This window comes from Pigmentiphaga sp. (assembly GCF_033795525.1).
Taxonomy (GTDB): Bacteria; Pseudomonadota; Gammaproteobacteria; order Burkholderiales; family Burkholderiaceae_B; genus Pigmentiphaga.
This window is the reverse complement of record NZ_JARYGM010000013.1, coordinates 15,467-33,544: the sequence shown is the minus strand read 5'-3', so window position 1 is coordinate 33,544 and position 18,078 is coordinate 15,467. Positions and strand designations below refer to the sequence as shown.

Sequence of the window (18,078 nt, the reverse complement as noted above, 5' to 3'; positions counted from 1 at the left end):
CGCGATCATTCGGTCAACCGTCCGGCCCGGAGCATCGATCAGCATGGAAGCCTTCCTCGTCTCGACCGGCATCGTGGCCCTGGCCGAGATCGGCGACAAAACCCAACTCCTCGCTTTCTGTCTGGCCGCCCGCTGGCGGCGACCCTGGCCCATCATCCTGGGCATCTTCACCGCGACTGTCGTCAATCACGCGCTGGCCGGCGCCGTGGGCGCCTGGCTGACCCAGGTCGTCGGCCCGGATGCGCTGCGCTGGATACTGGGCGTCTCCTTCCTCGCCATGGCGGTCTGGATGCTGGTGCCCGACAAGCTCGAAGAAGAGGATACCGACCGGCTCAGGCTGGGCGTGTTCGGCACGACGGTGGTTGCTTTCTTCCTGGCCGAGATGGGCGACAAGACCCAGATCGCGACCGTGGCGCTGGTGGCGCATTTCCATGCCTATGCCGCGGTGGTGGTCGGCACGACAGTGGGCATGATGATCGCCAACGTGCCGGCCGTCCTGGTGGGCGGCAAGCTCGCCGACCGGCTGCCCGTCAGGCTGGTGCATGGGATTGCTGCCCTGATCTTCGCCGGTCTCGGCCTGGCCGCGTTGCTGGATCTGGTCTAGCGGGGCGCGCCCTCCCAGCTGTGCAACAAGAAGTTCATGCAATTTTCACGACCGTTTCATGACAAGGGGCGAGGCTATGCGCTCTTCAATGAACGACATGGATAACGGTCATGAAAAAAATCCTCGGCGGGGGGGTAGTGCTGGCTGCGGCCTTGTTGACGGCGGGATGCCTGTCATCGAGCGACGACGATCCCGCCGCGCCGGCGCCGCAGCCGGAACCGCGGCCGCTTGCCCTCACCATTCTGCACGTCAACGATCACCACTCGCACCTGGATGCCGCCTCGGCCACGCTGCAATTGAAGGCGGCCGACGGCACGCGCAAGGCCGTCGACGTTTCGGCCGGGGGGTTTCCGCGCCTCAAGAGCGCCATCGACACGCTGGCGGCACGTTCGCCCAACGTCCTGAAGCTCCATGCGGGCGATGCCATGACCGGCACGCTTTACTTCAACCGCGCGGGCAAGATGGGCGAACCCGACGCCGTGATGATGAACACCGTGTGCTTCGACGCCTTCGCGCTCGGCAATCACGAGTTCGACAAGGGCGACGGCGGCTTGAAGGACTTCATCGACCTGCTGCATGCCGGCGATTGCAAGACGCCGGTGCTGAGCGCCAATGTCAGCTTTGCCGAAACATCGGCGCTGAATCCGTCGCGTGCCCCGGGCGCGGTGTCTCCTTCGCACGTGGTCGAGCGGGATGGCCAGAAAATCGGCATCATCGGCCTGACCATCGCCGCCAAGACCCAGGCTTCCTCCAGTCCTGACAAGGGCACCGTGTTCGAAGACGAAGCGGTTGCCGCCCAGCGCGAAATCGATCGGCTGCGTGCCGAGGGAATCGACAAGTTCATCCTGCTGAGCCACACCGGCTATGGCTACGACCAGCAGATCGTCGCCAAGCTGGACGGCGTGGACGTGGTGGTCGGCGGCGATTCGCACACGCTGCTCGGCCCCCAGTCGATGAGCGATACCTACGGCTTGAGCGGCACACCTGCCGGCAGCTATCCCACCCGGCTGACCGACAAGAACGGCAAGCCGGTGTGCGTGGTGCAGGCTTGGGAATACAGCCAGGTCGTCGGCGAGCTGCAGGTCGAGTTCGATGCGCAGGGCGAGGTCACCAAGTGCGAGGGCACGCCTCACGTCCTGATCGGCGACGACTTTTCCGTCGATGGCGCGGCCGTCGCCGGGGCTGACCGGACGGCGATCCTGGCTGACGTGCAGGCCAGCGGTTTTCTCAAAGTCGTGGCCGAGGATCCCGAGGCCAGGAAATTGCTCGAGCCGTTCAAGAAACAGGTCGATGTCTTCAACCAGACCGTGGTGGCCCACGCGCCCGAAGAGCTTTGCTCGCGGCGCGTACCGGGCGGATCGCCGACGCAGACCGCCGGCTGGAACGACTACGGCCGCTCCAGCGCAGCCTGCAATGAGCTGGGCGACGTGACCCGCCGCGGCGGCGACATCCAGCAGATCGTGGCGCAGGCCTTCCTCGAGATCGCGCAACGGTCCTATGGCGGCGCCGACCTGACGCTGCAGAGCGGCGGCGGCGTGCGCGTGCCCTTGCAAGGGGACATCACGGCGGGACGGGCGATCGAAGTCGTGCCTTTCGGCAACCAGCTGTACCGGTTGGAAGTGACGGCCGCCGAGATCAAGAACATGCTGGAGGACGGCATGGAAGCGACCTACGGCGGTTCCGGCGCGACGGGCCCCTATCCGTACACGGGCGGTTTGCGCTGGGATGTCGATGCGACCCGTCCCAAAGGCCAGCGCGTCAGCAACATCGAGCTGCGCGACAGCGCCACCGGCAACTGGAACCTGCTGGACCTGGGCAACGCCACCCGTACGTACAAGCTGTTCGTGCTGAGCTTCAACGCCAATGGCGGTGACGGCTACGCCACGCTGGCCGCCGTGCCGGCCGGACGCCGCCTGGACGTCGGCGTGCTGGATGCGGACGTATTCCTCGAATACATCGCCGCCCAGCCCGAGGGCAGCAACGGCCTGCCCGAGCTGCGCAAGCTGGATCCTGCGCTGTACAGCACCAAGTCCCACCGGGACGCCTGGACCGCCGTCACGCGCTGACGCAAGCCCCGGCCGAGGGCCGGGCACGGCGCTTCGCATGGCGCCGTGCCGCGGAAGGCCCCGCCCGGGCTCCGGGGGGAACCCTTCCTGGCAAAGGCCTGCCCCGGATGCCTGACGAGGTGGGGCAGGCGGCGGTAGACTATCCGCATGGATAGCCCTATGCGCCGGCATGGCCGGCGCCCGCCCCACATCGGACCGGCCGCGCCGGTCCTCCACCCGCCAGGAAGACCATGTCGAATTTCATCGTCCGCAAAGTCGCAGTACTGGGAGCCGGAGTCATGGGCGCGCAGATTGCGGCCCACTGCATCAACGCCAAGGTTCCCGTCGTGCTGTTCGACCTGCCTGCCAAGGAAGGTCCCAAGAACGGCATCGTCCTCAAAGCCATCGACAACCTGCGCAAACTGAGCCCCGCGCCGCTGGGCGCGCCGGAGCTTGCGTCGCTGATCGAACCGGCCAACTACGAGGAAGATCTGGCTAAGCTCAAGGAGTGCGACCTGGTGATCGAGGCCATCGCCGAGCGCATGGACTGGAAGCATGACCTGTACGCCAAGGTGGGCGCGGCGATCGGCCCGGGTGCCATCTTCGCCACCAACACGTCGGGCCTGTCTATCACGGAACTGTCCAAGGGGCTGGACGCGGCGCTGCTGCCGCGCTTTTGCGGCGTCCACTTCTTCAACCCCCCGCGCTACATGCACCTGGTCGAGCTGATTCCGACCGGCCATACCGATCCCGCCATACTCGACCGGCTCGAGGCCTTCCTGACTACCGTGCTCGGCAAGGGCGTGGTCCGGGCCAAGGACACGCCCAACTTCATCGGCAACCGCGTGGGCGTGTTCGGCCTGCTGTCTGCGATGATCGAGGCCGAGAAGTTCGGGCTGACCTACGACGTGGTGGACGACCTGACCGGCGCGAAGCTCGGCCGGGCCAAGTCCGGGACCTTTCGTACCGGTGACGTGGTGGGGTTGGACACGCTGGCGCACGTCATCAAGACCATGGAGGATTACCTGCCGGACGACCCGTTCGCTGCGCACTACGGCACGCCGCCGGTGCTCGCCGGATTGATCAAGCAGGGGGCGCTGGGGCAGAAGACCGGCGCCGGGTTCTTCCGCAAGCAGGGCAAGGCCATCCTGCGGCTGGATCCGGCCAAGGGCGAATACGTGCCCGCGGACGGCAAGGCCGATGACGCCATCGTCCGCATCCTGAAGAACAAGGACGCAGGCCAGCGCTTGCGCGCGCTGCGCGAGACCGGGCATCCGCAGGCCCAGTTCCTGTGGGCCATCCTGCGCGATACGTTCCAGTACATCGCCGTGCACCTGGCCGACATTGCCCAGACGGCGCGCGATGTGGACTTCGCCATGCGCTGGGGCTTCGGCCATGGCGTCGGCCCGTTCGAACTCTGGCAACAGGCCGGCTGGCTCGACGTCGCGCAATGGGTGGCGGACGATATCGCGGCGGGCAAGACGCTGTCGAACGTGCCGCTGCCGGCCTGGGTGACCAGCGGCCCGGTGGCCGAGCGCGGCGGCGTGCATGTGCCCGAAGGGTCGTGGAACCCCACGGCGGGCAGGTTCGACGCGCGCTCCGATCTGCCTGTGTACCGCCGCCAGGTGTTCCGCGCCTCGCTGGCGGGGGAGGGCATCGTCCCGCTGGCGGCCGGGCAGACCGTCTTCGAGGACGAGGCCATTCGTTTGTGGACCCTGGACCGCCCCGGTCTGGACGACGTGCTGGTGGCCTCCTTCAAGACCAAGATGCATACGATCAGTCCCGGCGTGACGCTGGGGCTGCTGCGCGCCGTAGACCTCGCGGAGGAGCGCTATCGCGGGCTGGTGATATGGAATCCGGGCGAACCGTTTTCGGCCGGCGCCGACCTGCAGGGCATCGTGCCGCTGTTCATGAGCGGCGGCGTGCAGGCGATTGCGCCCGAGGAAGAACGGCTGCAGCAGTTGATGCTGCGGCTGCGCTATGCCCAGGTGCCGACGGTCGCCGCGCTGGCCGGCATGGCGCTGGGCGGCGGATGCGAGCTCTCGGTGTACTGCGCGCGGCGCGTCGCGCATTTCGAGACCTACCTCGGCCTCGTGGAGGTGGGGGTGGGCTTGATCCCCGGCGGCGGGGGACTGACTTACCTGGCGCGCCGCGCCGCAGAGGAACACGCGCTGGCGCCGGAAACCTCCCTGCTCCTGTTCCTGAAGAAATATGCGCTGCAAGCCGCGACCGCACAGGTGTCCAAGTCCGCCGTCGAGGCGCGGCACATGGGCTACCTGCTGGAAGGCGACCCCATTGTCTTCAATGTGCACGAGGTGTTGTACACGGCTATACGCGAGGCGCAGGCGCTCCATGATGCCGGCTGGCGTGCGCCGTGGAAGCAAGCCTTCGCCGCCGCGGGCGCGGAGGGCATCGCTACGCTCACCTCGCAGCTGGTCAATATGCGCGACGGCGGCTTCATTTCCGAGTACGACTTCCACTTGGGCCGCGCCATTGCCGAGATCCTGTGCGGCGGCCAAGTGGAGGCCGGATCGCTGGTGGACGAGCAATGGGTCATGGCGCTCGAGCGGCAGACCTTCATGTCGCTGCTCGGCCAGTTCAAGACGCAGGAGCGCATCATGGCCATGATGCAGACGGGCAAGCCACTGAGGAATTGAGTCCCCGGCGCGGATGCGCGGGGCCAACCACCATAGGAGGGATCGATGTCTCGACAAATTCAGGACGCCTATGTCGTCGCGGCGGCGCGTACGCCGGTAGGCAAGGCGCCGCGCGGCGCGCTGCGGACGGTGCGGCCCGACGACCTGCTGGTCCACGCCGTGCGTGCGGCCTTGGCCCAGGTGCCCGGGCTCGATCCCCAGCGGATCCAGGACCTGATCGCCGGCTGCGCGATGCCGGAAGGGGCGCAAGGGCTGAACGTGGCTCGTATCGCCGCCTTGCTCGCGGGGCTGCCGCAGAGTGTGGGCGGCGTGACGGTCAACCGCTTTTGCGCGTCGGGCCTGACCGCGGTGTCCATGGCCGCGGACCGGATACGCGTGGGCGAGGCGGACGTGATGATCGCCGGCGGCACCGAATCGATGAGCATGGTTCCCATGATGGGATTCAACCCCTCGGTCAACCCGCGCGTGTTCGAGGGCGACGAGAATATCGGCATCGCCTACGGCATGGGCCTGACTGCCGAGAAAGTCGCGGCGCAGTGGAAAGTATCGCGCGAGGACCAGGATGCCTTCGCGCTGGCATCGCACCAGAAGGCTCTGGCGGCGCAGCAAGCGGGCGAGTTCACGGACGAGATCGCGCCTATCGACGTGGTGACGCATTTCCCCGATCTCGAGGCGCAGCAGGTGGCCACGCGCAAGCGCGCCGTGTCGCTGGACGAGGGGCCGCGCGCCGATACCAACGCCGAGGCCCTGGCCCGGCTGCGGCCGGTGTTCGCCGCCCAAGGCAGCGTGACGGCCGGCAACAGTTCCCAGACCTCCGACGGCGCCGGTGCGCTGGTGCTGGTGTCCGAGAAGGCCTTGAAGGAGTTCAACCTTACGCCGCTGGCCCGTTTCGTGACTTCTGCTGTGCGCGGCGTGCCGCCCGAGATCATGGGCATAGGCCCGAAGGAGGCCGTGCCGGCCGCCCTCAAGCAAGCGGGCCTGACGCTGGCGGACATGGACTGGATAGAGCTGAACGAAGCCTTCGCGGCGCAGTCCCTCGCGGTCATTCGCGACCTGGGCGTCGATCCCGCCCGGATCAATCCGCTGGGCGGCGCGATCGCGCTGGGCCATCCGCTGGGCGCGACCGGCGCCATCCGGGCGGCTACCGTGGTGCACGGGCTGCGGCGCAGGAACCTGAAGTACGGCATGGTGACCATGTGCGTGGGCACCGGGATGGGCGCGGCGGGCATCTTCGAGCGAGTCTGAACGATGCGCCGTTCGTCGCGGGGCAGGCCGGACGCCTGAAAGTGGTCTTCGGCCGTGGCGGGCCGGCGCAAGGAGCATGTCATGCAGAAGTTGAACGCTGAACAGATAGAGCAAGCCATGGCGCAACTGCCGGGCTGGGAGCTGGATGCGGCCCGCGGCGCGATCCGGCGCAAGTTCGAGTTCGAGGATTTCGGCCAGGCGTTCGCGTTCATGACGCGTATTGCGCTGCACGCCGAAAAGAACAATCACCATCCTGAGTGGTCGAATGTCTACAACAGGGTGGAAATCACCCTGACCACCCACGACGCCGGTGGCCTGACGTTGCGGGATGTCGAACTCGCCCGCCATGCCGACGAGGCCGCGAGGGCCACCGCGAAGGGATAGGATGAAAGCGCGTCCCGCCTCGCCCAAGCACGGCCTTGCCGCCGGCGAGGCGGGACGGCCTGTGCGGGCGGACTGGACCATAGACCAGGATTGGGAACACTACACGGCGCAGGAGCATGCGCTGTGGAAGACCTTGTTCGAGCGGCAGGCGCGGCTGGTCCGGGGGCGGGCCTGCCGCGAGTTCGAGGCTGGCCTGCGCGATCTGCCCATAGACGCGGACCGTATTCCGGATTTCCGCCGCCTCAGCGACGTCTTGGCCAGGCGTACGGGATGGCAGGTGGTGGCCGTTCCGGGCCTGGTGCCGGACGAAGTCTTCTTCGACCATCTGGCCCATCGCCGTTTTCCGGCCGGACAGTTCATCCGCCGCCCCGACCAGCTCGACTACCTGGAAGAACCCGACGTCTTTCACGACGTGTTCGGCCATGTGCCTATGCTGATGCATCCCGTGCTGGCGGACTTCGTGCAAGCCTACGGCCAAGGCGGGTTGCGCGCGCAGCGGCTGGGTGTCCTGCACCATCTGGCGCGCGTCTACTGGTATACGGTCGAGTTCGGGCTGATCAGCCAGGAGGGGGGCTTGCGCATCTATGGTTCAGGCATTATTTCGTCGCATGCCGAAAGCCTGTTCGCGCTCGACCATCCCTCGCCTCACCGCGTGCGGTTCGACCTGGAGCGGGTCATGCGCACCCGCTACCGTATCGACGATTTCCAGGAAATCTATTTCGTGCTGCACGACCTGGACGAATTGCTGGACCTGGCGCGGATCGACTTCGCGCCAGTCTACGAACGCGTGCGCCGCCTGCCTGAGATCGAGCCGGGAGAGCTGGGGGCCGAGGACGAGGTCCTGGCCCGGGGCACCGGCGCCTATGCGGCCCGGGCCGGGCGCAGCTAGCCGGCCCCTGCGAAGACGGCGGGCCGGCTCGGCTGCTGGCCCCTCAGCCGCTCAGAGCGGCTCCATGCCGTTGCGACGCTTGATCTCGGCGGCGTCGGCGCTGCCCATGAAAGCGAGCAGGGCGCGTACTTCGTCGGCCTGGGACGAAGCGGCGGCGATGCCGGCGGAGAAGGTCGTCAGCACCTGGATCTCGGGCGGCAAGGGGCCGACGATGTCGATCCCGGGCAGGTTCATCAACTCGCTCAGCTGCTGGAAACCGAGTTCGACTTCGCCCTTGGCGATCAGCGAGCCTACCGGTACGCCGGGCTTGGCCTGGACGATGCGGTCCTTGATCTGGCCGGCGATGCCCCAGCGCTCGAACAGCTTGGCCAGGTAGACGCCGCTCGGGCCGGTCGAATAGCCGATGGTGCCGGCTTCCAGCACGGCCTGCTTGAGCGCGGCTTCGCTGCCGATATCCGGGTGCGCGGCGCCGGCCCGGACGGCGACGTAGACGCCGGACTTGACCAGGTCGACCCGGCTGCCGGCCACGATGCGTCCCGCGGCAGTCATGCGGTCGATGACGTCCGCCGCCAGGACGATCGCGTCGAGCGCTTCGCCGGCCTCGACGCGCTTGGCGGCGTCGACGCCGCCTACGGCTTCTACCCGGATGTCCTGTTGCGGGTGCGATTGCTGGAACTGGGCAACGAGGTCGGCAAGCAGCTGCTTGGTTGCCATCGAAGAAATGATATGGATCTGGGATGCCATGTGGTTTGCTTCCTGTAGATCGGACGGCTGGCGGCAGGGGGCCGCGGGTCCTGGGAATTAGACCATAGCGCCGGACCGCGGCGCCTCGTCCTCAATGGTCCGGGTGCCACCCGGGATGGGCCGGCAAGCCGTCCGCGCACAGCCACGGTACATCGTGCGAGGTCCAGATATGTTCCCGCGGGCGGGCGCCGGGATCGTCGTCCAGCGTGGCGACGCGTACCATGACGTGCGGCTGGCCGGCCCGCTCGCCCACCAGGTGCGTGCCGCACAACGAGCAGAAATGACGCAGCTTGCCTGGCGACGACTCGAAGCGCGACAGTTTGTCCTGGCCGGCGATCCAGCGGAAATGCTCACGGGCCACGCCGGCCGTCGTGGCGTAGGCGGCGGCATGCGCCTTGCGGCAGGTGCGGCAATGGCAGTGGCGGATCGGCAGGTCGAGGCGGTCCGCCTCGTATTGCACCGCGCCGCACAAGCAGGATCCTTTCATGACGCGCTCCGCTGGATGAGATACCCGCTGCTGGGTAAAGTGCTGACTATACTTCGCCGGACCATTGATGCCTTGACTTCTTCCACGTCCACCGATCCCCGCCTGAGGCGGCTGCGCCGCATGAAACTGGGCGCCGCCGGGCTGCTGGCCGCCACGCTCGCCGGTTTCGCGCTCAGCCACGCCATGGGCGGCCAAGGGGTCTGGGCCTGGGTGCGGGCGTTCTGCGAGGCCGCCACGGTGGGGGCCTTGGCGGATTGGTTTGCCGTGGTGGCGCTGTTCAAGCGGCCGCTGGGGCTGCCCATTCCGCACACGGCCATCATCCCCAGCAATAAAGAGCGGCTGGCCGAGAACCTGGCGGTTTTCGTGCGCGACCATTTTCTTGAACCCGATGTCTTGCTGGCAAGGCTCAAGGTGTTCGACCCGGCTGCCCGGCTGGGCACTTGGCTCAGCGAGCCCGCCCAGGCCCGTGCCGCAGCCGCCATGGCCCGCACCTGGCTGTCGCAGGCGCTCGACCTGCTGGACGAACGCGCCGTGCGCGATGCCATCCAGGGCTTCGTCGTGTCGCGCCTGCGCGCCTGGGATGCCGGGGCCGCGGCCGGCGAAGTGCTGGGGCTGCTGACCCGGGACGGCCGTCATCATCAGCTCTTGGACGAGGCCTTGCGGCGGCTCGGAGGCTATCTGGACGATGAAAGCGTCAAGGCCCGCGTGTCGGGGCTGATGGTCAAGTATGCCCGCAGGGAGTGGCCCCGGATCGTCGGCACGGTCAACCTCGTCAAGCCGGTAGACAGCATTGCCGACAACCTGGCCGACCGGCTGGCGCGGGCCATGCTGGACGAATTGCACGATGTCCTGTCCCGGCCCGACCACCCGCTGCGCAAGGACTACGAGGCCTGGGTGGACGCCTATGTCGGGCGCCTGCGGGACGATCCCGCGCTGCGCGAACAGATCGCCCGGATCAAGTCCAACTTGATCGACCACGCCACGGTGCAGGAGTATGTGCAGGGCCTGTGGGAGGAAATCCATGCGGCCTTGCGCAGGAACCTCGACAGCGATGCCTCGCCCCTGGTCGGATACCTGGAGCGCAGCCTGGCGGCGCTCGGGCGCCAGCTGGCCGCCAACACCGAACTGCGCGAGGCCATCAACGAACACGTCATGGCCGGTGCCCGCAGCCTGGCCGCCCGCTTGCGTACCGGCGTCACCGAGCATATCTCGCAAACGGTGAAGGGCTGGGACGAGCGGCAACTGGTGAGCGAGATCGAGCTCAGCGTCGGGCCCGATCTCCAGTACATCCGCTACAACGGCACGCTGGTCGGCGGCTTGATCGGCATCGCCCTGCACGCACTGGTGGTGACGCTGGGCGGGTGAACCGCCGTGCCCTATGCGGCCGTGCCGGGTCAGGTGGCGCGGTCGTCCAGCGCCGGGGTGCCCCGCCCGGCGCGCAAGATGCGGGCCGCGGCCAACGCGGCGCCCACGACGAGGATCGCGCCGGTTACCGACATGAACTGCAGCGCGCCGACGAAAGCTGCACGCGCAGCGGACAGCATCGCTTCGCCGGCGGCCCCGGGCAGTGCCTGGGCCGCCGTCACGGCGCCGCCCAGGGTTGCCATGGCGGCGGACGCCGCTGGTTCCGGGATCCCCTCCGGCATGGCGGCCGACAGGCCGGTGCGGTAGAACAGGGTGCCTATGCTGCCCAGGACCGCGATGCCCAGTGCGGCGCTGAGTTCGGCGCAGGTTTCCGAAATGGCGGAGGCCGAGCCCGCGCGCTCGGGCGGCGCCGCCGTAATGATCATCTCGTTGCCGATGGTGATCACCGGCGCCATGCCCAGGCTGACCACAATCATGCCCGCCACGACGGCCTCCAGTCCGTACGGACGGTCGGCCAGCACCAGCAACGCGAAGCCTGCCGCCGCGGCCAGCAGCCCGCCGACGAAAATGACCCGTGGGGAGGCGCGGCGCGCCAGGCGCGGGGCGAACAGAGACCCCAGGACGAAGCCCAGCGCCCACGGAACCGTGACCAGGCCCGCCTGCAAGGGATTGAGCCCCAGGACCAGTTGCAGGTACTGCGTGATGAAAACATAGATGCCGAACATGGCCAGGCACGACAAGGCATAGGTGGCGATAGCCGCGCCGAAGGCCGGCCGCAGGAACAGGCTCATGTCGAGCAAGGGATACGCCAGGTGCCGCTGGCGCCGCACGAAGGCCAGCCCTACGGCCACGCCCGCCAGGATGGCTGCGGCCGACAGCCAGCCCGGGCCGTGTTGCGCGATGTCCTTGATGCCGTAGATGATCGCCAGTACGGCGAACAGCGATTGCGCCACACTGGCCAGGTCGATGGGCCCGGCGTCCGGGTCGCGATATTCCGGCAGCAGGGCCGGCCCGAGCGCCAGCAGGAGCAGCATGACGGGCACCGCGACCAGGAAGACCGAGCCCCACCAGAAGAACTCCAGCAGCAGCCCGCCCACCAGCGGCCCGATCGCGCTGCCCAGCGAGAAGCTGGCGATCCAGATGCCGATGGCCAGCCGCCGTTCGTGCTCGTCATGGAACATATTGCGGATCAAGGACATGGTGGAAGGCGCCAGCGTGGCGCCCGCGACACCTAGCAAGGCGCGCATGGCGATCAGCATCTCGGCGCTGTTCGAAAATGCTGCGATGGTGGAAGCGGCGCCGAATGCGGCCGCCCCGGCCAGCAGAAGCTTGCGCCGCCCGATCCGGTCGCCCAAGGTGCCCATGGTGATGAGCAGGCCGGCCACCAGGAAGCCATAGATGTCGATGATCCACAGGAGCTGCGAGCTCGAAGGCTGGAGCTGCGCGCTGATGGCGGGAAGCGCCAGGTTCAGCACGGTCATGTCCATGGCATAGACCATGCAGGGGAGGGCGATCACGGCCAGTCCTATCCATTCTCGGCGGGTGGCGGCAGGGTAGTTGCTGGGGTGGGGGGAAATCATGGTCATGTCGGCTCGCCGTCCGGCGCCAGGGCCTGGGCGGCCCGCTCCAGAAGCAGCGTCTGTTCTTGTACGTTGCGTGTCATCGCGGCGGCGCGCAGGAACTCCGCGCGCGCTTCGGCGCGCCGGCCAAGCTTGAACAGCAGATCGGCCCGCACGCTGGGCAGCCAATGATAGTTCGCCAGGGCCGGATCTTCCTGCAAGGCCTCGACCAGTTCCAGGCCGGCAGCCGGGCCGAAGGCCATGCCGACCGCCACGGCTCGGTTCAACGCCACGACGGGCGAAGGCGCTACTTGCGCCAAGGCATCATAGAGCGCCACGATCTGGACCCAATCGGTGTCTTCCGGACTGCGGGCCCGGGCGTGGCAGGCAGCCAGCGCGGCCTGCAGCGCATAGGGTCCGCGGGCGCCGCCCAGGGCTTCGGACTGCGCCAGAGCGGCCAGCCCATGCCGGATCAGCAAGGGGTCCCAGCGCGCCCGGTCCTGCTCCCTCAGCAATACTGGCCGCCCTTGCGCGTCTGTGCGGGCCGGGAGGCGGGAAGCCTGCAGCTCCAGCAGCGCGCGCAATCCGTGGACCTCGCTTTCGCCGGGCGACAGTCCGGCCAGCACCCGGGACAGCCGCAGCGCTTCGCTGCACAGCGCGGGCCGCATCCAGTCATCACCAGCCGTGGCCGAATACCCCTCGTTGAAAATGAGGTAGATCACTTCCAGCACGGAGGCGAGCCGGTCGGCGCGCTCTTCGGCGCGCGGTACCTCGAACGGCACCTTGGCCGCCGACAAGGTCCGCTTCGCGCGCACGATGCGCTGCGCGATCGTGGCTTCGGGGACCAGGAATGCGCGCGCGATTTCCGCCGCTGTCAGTCCGCCCAGCAGGCGCAGGGTCAGCGCAACGCGGGCATCGGTAGACAGCACGGGATGGCACGCGGTGAAAATCAGGCGCAGCAGGTCGTCGCCGACCTCGTCTTCCCGGGCCGCCTCCAGCTGCGCCGCCGGATCGGGCGCATGGCCGGCCTGCAGTGTTTCGGTTTCGCGGCCGTATTCCTCCTGCTTGCGCGCGTGCAGGGCGGCTTGCCGCAGCCGGTCGAGCGCCCGGTTCTTGGCAGTCGTCATGAGCCATGCTCCGGGATTGTCCGGAACGCCGTCTTGCGGCCAGCGTTCCAGCGCAGAAACCAGCGCGTCCTGCGCCAGCTCCTCGGCCAGGCCGACGTCGCGCACCAGCCGCGCGACGCCGGCGATGATCCGGGCCGATTCGATGCGCCATACGGCTTCGATGGCACGATGGGTAGCCGCTTGCGTCACGCGATCATTCCTGCTGGACGGCGCTCGGATCCATGTAGAAGACTTCCCAGATGTGGCCGTCGGGGTCGTCGAAGCCATGGCTGTACATGAAGCCGTAGTCCTGCGGCGCGCGGGGCGCCTTGCCACCGGCCGCCACGGCCTTGCTCACCAGTTCGTCGACTTCTCCCCGGCTTTCGCACGTGAGCGCAACCAGGACTTCCGTGCTGAGGGTGGCGTCGCTGATCTCCTTGTTGGTGAAGTCGCGGAAACGCTCGGTCCCGATCAGCATGGCATAGATGTTCTCGCCTATGACCATGCAAGCGGCTTCGTTATTGGTGAATTGGGCGTTGAAGGTGAAGCCGAGCTTGCTGAAGAATTCCTTGGAACGCGGCAGGTCGGCGACGGGGAGGTTCACGAAAATCTGCTTGTGCATGACGGTCTCGCTGAAAGAGGAAGAATCGGGGCAGCTTGCCGGGTGGTCAATAACCGGCGGCCTGGAGCGTGCGGAAACGGTCGATGGTTTCGCCCGGTTCGAAGTCCTCCAGTTCGAACACTTCGCGTACCTCGATCTCTCCGTCTGCATGTTCGCCCATGGGGGCGGGGTAGCGCCGGGCCCATTCCATGGCTTCTTCGCGTGACCGTACCTGGATCAGCGTATAGCCGGCGATGAGTTCCTTGGTTTCGGCAAACGGGCCGTCGATGACCGTGCCTTTGCCGTTGCGGTAGCGGATGCGCCAGCCCTGGGACGAGGCCTTCAGCCCGTTGGCGTCCAGCAGTACGCCGGCCTTGGCCAGCTCTTCGTGGTAGGCCGCCATGGCGGCCAGCAGCGGTGCTTCGGGCATGACGCCGGCTTCGGTATCGGCCGTCGCGCGGACGATGATCATGAATCGCATGGTAGTTCTCCGGTGGTCGCGCGCTCGGGGAAGTGGCGCTCATCTGGACGACGAACGGCGCCGCCGGGAATCGACACGTCCGGCGCAATCCTAGGGTAACTACCTATCCAAGTCCGGAGTCTACATGTAGCACGGGGCCACTTCGCGCACTTCCACCGTGCACCACTGCGCCGCGGGGCAATCCCGGGCCACGGCCACAGCCTCGTCGCGGCTGGCGCAGTCCAGCAGGAAGAAGCCGCCTATCATCTCCTTGGCTTCCGCGAACGGGCCATCGACCAGGCGCGTGTGTCCGTCCCGTTTTTGCACACGTACCGCGTTTTTTTGCGATGCCAGCGATTCGGCGGCCAGCAGGAGCCCGCGCGCCTTCAGGTCTGCCCCGAAGGCAAGCATCTGGTCGTAAAGTTCCCGCCCGGCCTGTTCCGTGCGTTCGGCACGCTGTCCGGTGGGTTCGACGATAAGCAGCATATAGGCCATGGGAAGCTCGCGCGGGAAGACTGGGGATGGGCCGCCGGCGGCGGACGGCCGATTCTTGCAGATTTCCCGTGCACTTTCACGACGGTTGTAAACAGCGGATCGGCCCGGGGACCCGCTCTTCAGGTCGCCTGCGCCGCCGACGGCGTGTCGCTTTTCTCGACCGTCGCGAGGGCCGCAATGAGTTTTTCGTTGAATGCCGGCAAGTCATCCGGCTTGCGGCTGGTAATGAGATTGCCGTCCAGGACGACCTCCTCGTCCACCCAATTGCCGCCGGCATTGCGGATGTCGTCTTGCAGGGACGGCCAGCTCGTCAGCTGCTTGCCGTCCACCAGGCCGGCCGAGACCAGCAGCCAGGCGCCGTGGCAGATGACGGCGACCGGCTTGCCCTGGTCGTGGATGGCCTGGACGAAGCGCCGCGCGCCTTCCTCCATCCGTATCACGTCGGAGTTGAAGACCCCGCCGGGAATCACCACGCCGGCATAGTCCCCCGGCTCTGCGTCGTTCCAGCTCTGGTCCACCGGGAAGCTGTCCGCTTTCTCGTCGTGTTTCATGCCGCGTATCTGGCCAGGACGCGCCGACAGGATCCGGACCGTCGCACCGGCCTGCTCAAGCGCTTCCTTCGGACTGGTGAGTTCCGCCTGTTCAAAGTTGTCGGTGGCGAGTATGGCCACCGACAGCCCCTTCAATCGTTGAGCCATGGAGCTTCTCCCTGTGTGTTGAGCCATGAGCGAGCAAGCCTGATAGCAAGCGCCATACCCGGCGTGCGGAGGGGCTGTTCCCCGTTGGATGCTACGGGTATACCCTCAAGGGAGTATCATTCATACCCAAATGTCGAATCCCCCCGCACCTCATTCGGCCAGCCCCGCCCGCGCCGGCGGCACGGCTGCGCCCGGCAATCAAGGCTTGCCGTCCCCGGTCGAAGATCCTCGCCAGCTGGTCCTGGCATTGGTCGGCATTTGCGCCGTCGTGATGCTGGTCGCGCTGGACTCCACGATCGTCGGCACCATTCTTCCCCGCGTCGTCGACGAGCTCGGCGGCATGGAGCTCTACGCCTGGGTCGGTACGGGCTATTTGCTGGCCTCGGCCATCTTCATTCCCATCTTCGGACGCCTGGGCGACCTGTTCGGGCGCAAGCACTTCATCCTCGCCTCGTTGTGCCTGGTGGCGCTGGGGTCGGTGTTGTGCGGCATCTGCCAGTCGATGCCGCAGCTGATCGCCGCCCGTACCCTGCAGGGCGTGGGCGGAGGCATGATGATCGCGACCGCCTTCGCCGCGCCGGCGGATCTGTTTCCCGACGCCCTGCGGCGGGTGCGCTGGCAAGCGCTGATCTCGACCTCCTTCGCGGTGGCCAGCGGGATCGGACCGATGCTGGGCGGGGCCATCACCGAGGCGTTCGGCTGGCGGGCGGCGTTCTTCGTGAGCCCGGTCATGGCGGTGGTCGCCTTCGTGATGCTGCTGGTCTATTTCCCCTTGCTCAAGCCTTCGCACGACGAACCCCCGCGCATCGACTGGCTGGGCGGGGCGCTGCTGATGGCTGCCGTTGGCGCGCCCATGGCAGCCCTGGAGCTGGGGTTCTCGGCCCATCCGCGTCCCGTGCTGGGAGCGGCTTTCCTGGCCGCCGCCGTCGCCGCCATCGGTTTGCTGCTGTGGTACGAGCGCCGGGTCCCGCTGCCCATGTTTCCCCTGCGGGTACTGGAGCCCAGGGAGTCCCGGCTGCTCAACGTGATCGGCGTGATGGCGGGCGCCGTGATGTTCGTCCTGATTTACTACGGACCGCTGCTGCTGCAGGTCGAAGTGGGCCTGAGTCCGACCCAGGCCGGCATGATCCTGGCGCCATTGGTGGCGGGCATTCCTGTCGGCAGCGTGATCAACGGCCATATGTTTCCGCGCCAAAGCCAGCCGCAGCGCCTGATGGTGCTGGGCGCGCTGCTATTGGCCATCGGCTGCCTGGCCGTCATGTTCCTGGGGCAGGGCTCCTCGACCATATTCGCCGTGGGGGCGTTCGGGCTGAGCGGCGTGGGCCTGGGCTTCATCATTCCCAATCTGACGCTGTTCATGCAGATGATCGCCGAACGCCGTGACGTGGGCGTGGCGTCCGCCTTGATCCAGACCACGCGCGCGCTCGGCAGCGCCATCGGTACGGCGGTAGTGGGCATCGTGATTGCGCGGACCTCGGTGAATACCGGCATCGAGGCCGGCATGGGCATGGCCATCGTTTTCTGCGCGGCCATGATCGCGCTGGCGCAGCGCATCAAGATGAAGAACGTGCGCCGCTGAGGGCGCACGCGCCTGTCCCGTCAGTGCATGAAGGTATGGTAGGCCACCAGCCCGGCGATCACACCCAATACCAGTAACCACGACAAGCGGTTGGCCCACTGCGCCGGCAGGTGCAAGGCATGGGCGCCGCCTGCCGCGGGCCGGGCAGCGCGCGGCGGTTTGGGGGCCGGCCGTTCGAGCGCCCGGCTTGCGCATACCGAGAACAGGGCGAAAAAGTTGTCCATCATCTTGCGGGCGATTTTCTCGGCCTGGTCGGGACGCAGCTGCGAGAGCGCGCCTTGCAGGTCGGCATGGGCCGTGTACGAGACGCGGGTGCTGTCGCCTTCCGGGCTCAGCCGGATGTCGGCGTATCCCTTGGCGGACCCGGCGGCGCCGCCTTCGCCCTCGAAGGTCAGGTGGTAGGAGTGGGGAGCGTGGATGTCGGTCAATTCCAGGTGTCCCTGGAAGCGGGCGGACACGGGGCCGGCCTCGGCCCGCATGTTGATCCGGTATTCGTGTTCGGATAGCCGCTCGACTTTCTCGCATCCGCTGATACAGACCTTCAGCGTTTCGGGCGCGACGAGCTTGTTCCAGGTGCGTTCTTGAGACGCGGGAATCAGGCGCGAACCAGATATTTCCATGATCAGTCTCCTTCGCCTTTGGCGGGCAGGCCTGGGTGCCTGCCGTAGTGGCTTGCCGGTCTACGCCGGCTGGGCTGAAAGCGGTAACGTCCTTGTAGTCAATGTGCCACCATTTGCCAGGAGTGTCCAGGGGGCGCTAGCCGGCCCGCAAGTCGGGCAGCGGCCGGGGGCGCCGCTGGTGATCGGTGGCCACGTAGACCAGGGTGGCCTCGGTGACCTTGACCACTTCCGCGTTCAACCGGATCCGTTCGGCGTAGACCTCGACGGCCACCGTGATCGAGGTGCGGCCCGTCTTGACGATATGCGCGTAGAAGCTGAGCAGGTCGCCGACGAAAACCGGTTCCTTGAATACGAAGGAAGTCACGGCCACCGTCGCCACCCGGCCATTGGCGCGGCCCTGGGCGGGTACCGACCCGGCCAGGTCGACCTGCGCCATGATCCAGCCGCCGAACACGTCGCCCGACGGGTTGGCATCGGCGGGCATGGGGATGACGCGCAACACGGGCATCTGGCCCTCGGGCAGCGAGTTGGGGGCGGGGG

Annotated in this window: 18 protein-coding genes; 8 read left to right on the top strand and 10 right to left on the bottom strand. The window is 67.3% G+C overall.

Annotation, left to right across the window (positions count from 1 at the left end; genetic code table 11):
• Positions 1–43: 43 nt before the first annotated feature.
• From QHC78_RS19300 to phhA, 6 genes are all read left to right on the top strand, one after another.
• Positions 44–604: a TMEM165/GDT1 family protein gene (locus QHC78_RS19300; protein ID WP_319747468.1), complete on the top strand. Its 561-nt coding sequence runs from the start codon at positions 44–46 to the stop codon at positions 602–604.
• A gap of 110 nt (positions 605–714) precedes the next feature.
• Entirely contained in the window at positions 715–2,670 is a 1,956-nt protein-coding gene (locus tag QHC78_RS19295) for a bifunctional metallophosphatase/5'-nucleotidase (RefSeq protein ID WP_319747466.1), read from the top strand.
• Positions 2,671–2,900: 230 nt separating this feature from the next.
• Positions 2,901–5,306 carry a 3-hydroxyacyl-CoA dehydrogenase/enoyl-CoA hydratase family protein gene (locus QHC78_RS19290; protein ID WP_319747464.1) on the top strand — a complete coding sequence of 802 codons (2,406 nt, stop codon included), beginning with the start codon at positions 2,901–2,903 and terminating at the stop codon, positions 5,304–5,306.
• 45 nt (positions 5,307–5,351) lie between these two features.
• On the top strand, positions 5,352–6,551 hold the full coding sequence (locus QHC78_RS19285) for an acetyl-CoA C-acyltransferase (RefSeq protein ID WP_319747462.1): 1,200 nt from the start codon (positions 5,352–5,354) through the stop codon (positions 6,549–6,551).
• Between the two features lie 81 nt (positions 6,552–6,632).
• Positions 6,633–6,935: a 4a-hydroxytetrahydrobiopterin dehydratase gene (locus tag QHC78_RS19280; protein ID WP_319747461.1), complete on the top strand. Its 303-nt coding sequence runs from the start codon at positions 6,633–6,635 to the stop codon at positions 6,933–6,935.
• 1 nt (position 6,936) lies between these two features.
• On the top strand, positions 6,937–7,824 hold the full coding sequence (phhA, locus tag QHC78_RS19275) for a phenylalanine 4-monooxygenase (protein ID WP_319747459.1): 888 nt from the start codon (positions 6,937–6,939) through the stop codon (positions 7,822–7,824).
• Between the two features lie 51 nt (positions 7,825–7,875).
• Here phhA and QHC78_RS19270 read toward each other — a convergent pair whose 3' ends face one another.
• Positions 7,876–8,568, bottom strand: a complete 693-nt coding sequence (locus QHC78_RS19270) for a substrate-binding domain-containing protein (protein ID WP_319747457.1) — start codon at positions 8,566–8,568, stop codon at positions 7,876–7,878.
• Positions 8,569–8,659: 91 nt separating this feature from the next.
• On the bottom strand, positions 8,660–9,055 hold the full coding sequence (locus QHC78_RS19265; protein ID WP_319747455.1) for a GFA family protein: 396 nt from the start codon (positions 9,053–9,055) through the stop codon (positions 8,660–8,662).
• A 120-nt stretch (positions 9,056–9,175) separates the two neighbouring features.
• On the opposite strand from QHC78_RS19265, the gene QHC78_RS19260 reads away from it, so the two are divergent.
• Positions 9,176–10,420 carry a DUF445 domain-containing protein gene (locus QHC78_RS19260; RefSeq protein ID WP_319747580.1) on the top strand — a complete coding sequence of 415 codons (1,245 nt, stop codon included), beginning with the start codon at positions 9,176–9,178 and terminating at the stop codon, positions 10,418–10,420.
• Between the two features lie 29 nt (positions 10,421–10,449).
• On the opposite strand, the gene QHC78_RS19255 is transcribed toward QHC78_RS19260, so the two are convergent.
• The 6 genes from QHC78_RS19255 to QHC78_RS19230 all read right to left on the bottom strand — a co-directional run bounded on the left by QHC78_RS19255 (position 10,450) and on the right by QHC78_RS19230 (position 15,339).
• Complete coding sequence (locus tag QHC78_RS19255; protein ID WP_319747453.1) at positions 10,450–12,006, bottom strand: MFS transporter; 1,557 nt, start codon at positions 12,004–12,006, stop codon at positions 10,450–10,452.
• Positions 12,003–13,295, bottom strand: coding sequence for an RNA polymerase sigma factor (locus tag QHC78_RS19250; protein WP_319747451.1), 1,293 nt, complete (start codon positions 13,293–13,295; stop codon positions 12,003–12,005). The genes QHC78_RS19255 and QHC78_RS19250 overlap by 4 nt, the downstream gene beginning before the upstream one ends.
• 4 nt (positions 13,296–13,299) lie before the next feature.
• Positions 13,300–13,707: a VOC family protein gene (locus QHC78_RS19245; protein WP_319747449.1), complete on the bottom strand. Its 408-nt coding sequence runs from the start codon at positions 13,705–13,707 to the stop codon at positions 13,300–13,302.
• Positions 13,708–13,753: 46 nt separating this feature from the next.
• Positions 13,754–14,167, bottom strand: a complete 414-nt coding sequence (locus tag QHC78_RS19240) for a YciI family protein (RefSeq protein ID WP_319747447.1) — start codon at positions 14,165–14,167, stop codon at positions 13,754–13,756.
• A gap of 120 nt (positions 14,168–14,287) precedes the next feature.
• Positions 14,288–14,641, bottom strand: a complete 354-nt coding sequence (locus tag QHC78_RS19235) for a YciI family protein (protein ID WP_319747445.1) — start codon at positions 14,639–14,641, stop codon at positions 14,288–14,290.
• Between the two features lie 119 nt (positions 14,642–14,760).
• Entirely contained in the window at positions 14,761–15,339 is a 579-nt protein-coding gene (locus tag QHC78_RS19230; protein WP_319747443.1) for a type 1 glutamine amidotransferase domain-containing protein, read from the bottom strand.
• A 130-nt stretch (positions 15,340–15,469) separates the two neighbouring features.
• Between QHC78_RS19230 and QHC78_RS19225 the strand changes: the two genes are divergently transcribed.
• Positions 15,470–16,918, top strand: coding sequence for an MFS transporter (locus QHC78_RS19225; RefSeq protein ID WP_319747441.1), 1,449 nt, complete (start codon positions 15,470–15,472; stop codon positions 16,916–16,918).
• A 20-nt stretch (positions 16,919–16,938) separates the two neighbouring features.
• Here QHC78_RS19225 and QHC78_RS19220 read toward each other — a convergent pair whose 3' ends face one another.
• Entirely contained in the window at positions 16,939–17,538 is a 600-nt protein-coding gene (locus QHC78_RS19220; protein ID WP_319747439.1) for an SRPBCC family protein, read from the bottom strand.
• A 136-nt stretch (positions 17,539–17,674) separates the two neighbouring features.
• Complete coding sequence (locus QHC78_RS19215) at positions 17,675–18,046, bottom strand: acyl-CoA thioesterase (RefSeq protein ID WP_413816493.1); 372 nt, start codon at positions 18,044–18,046, stop codon at positions 17,675–17,677.
• Positions 18,047–18,078 lie beyond the last annotated feature (32 nt).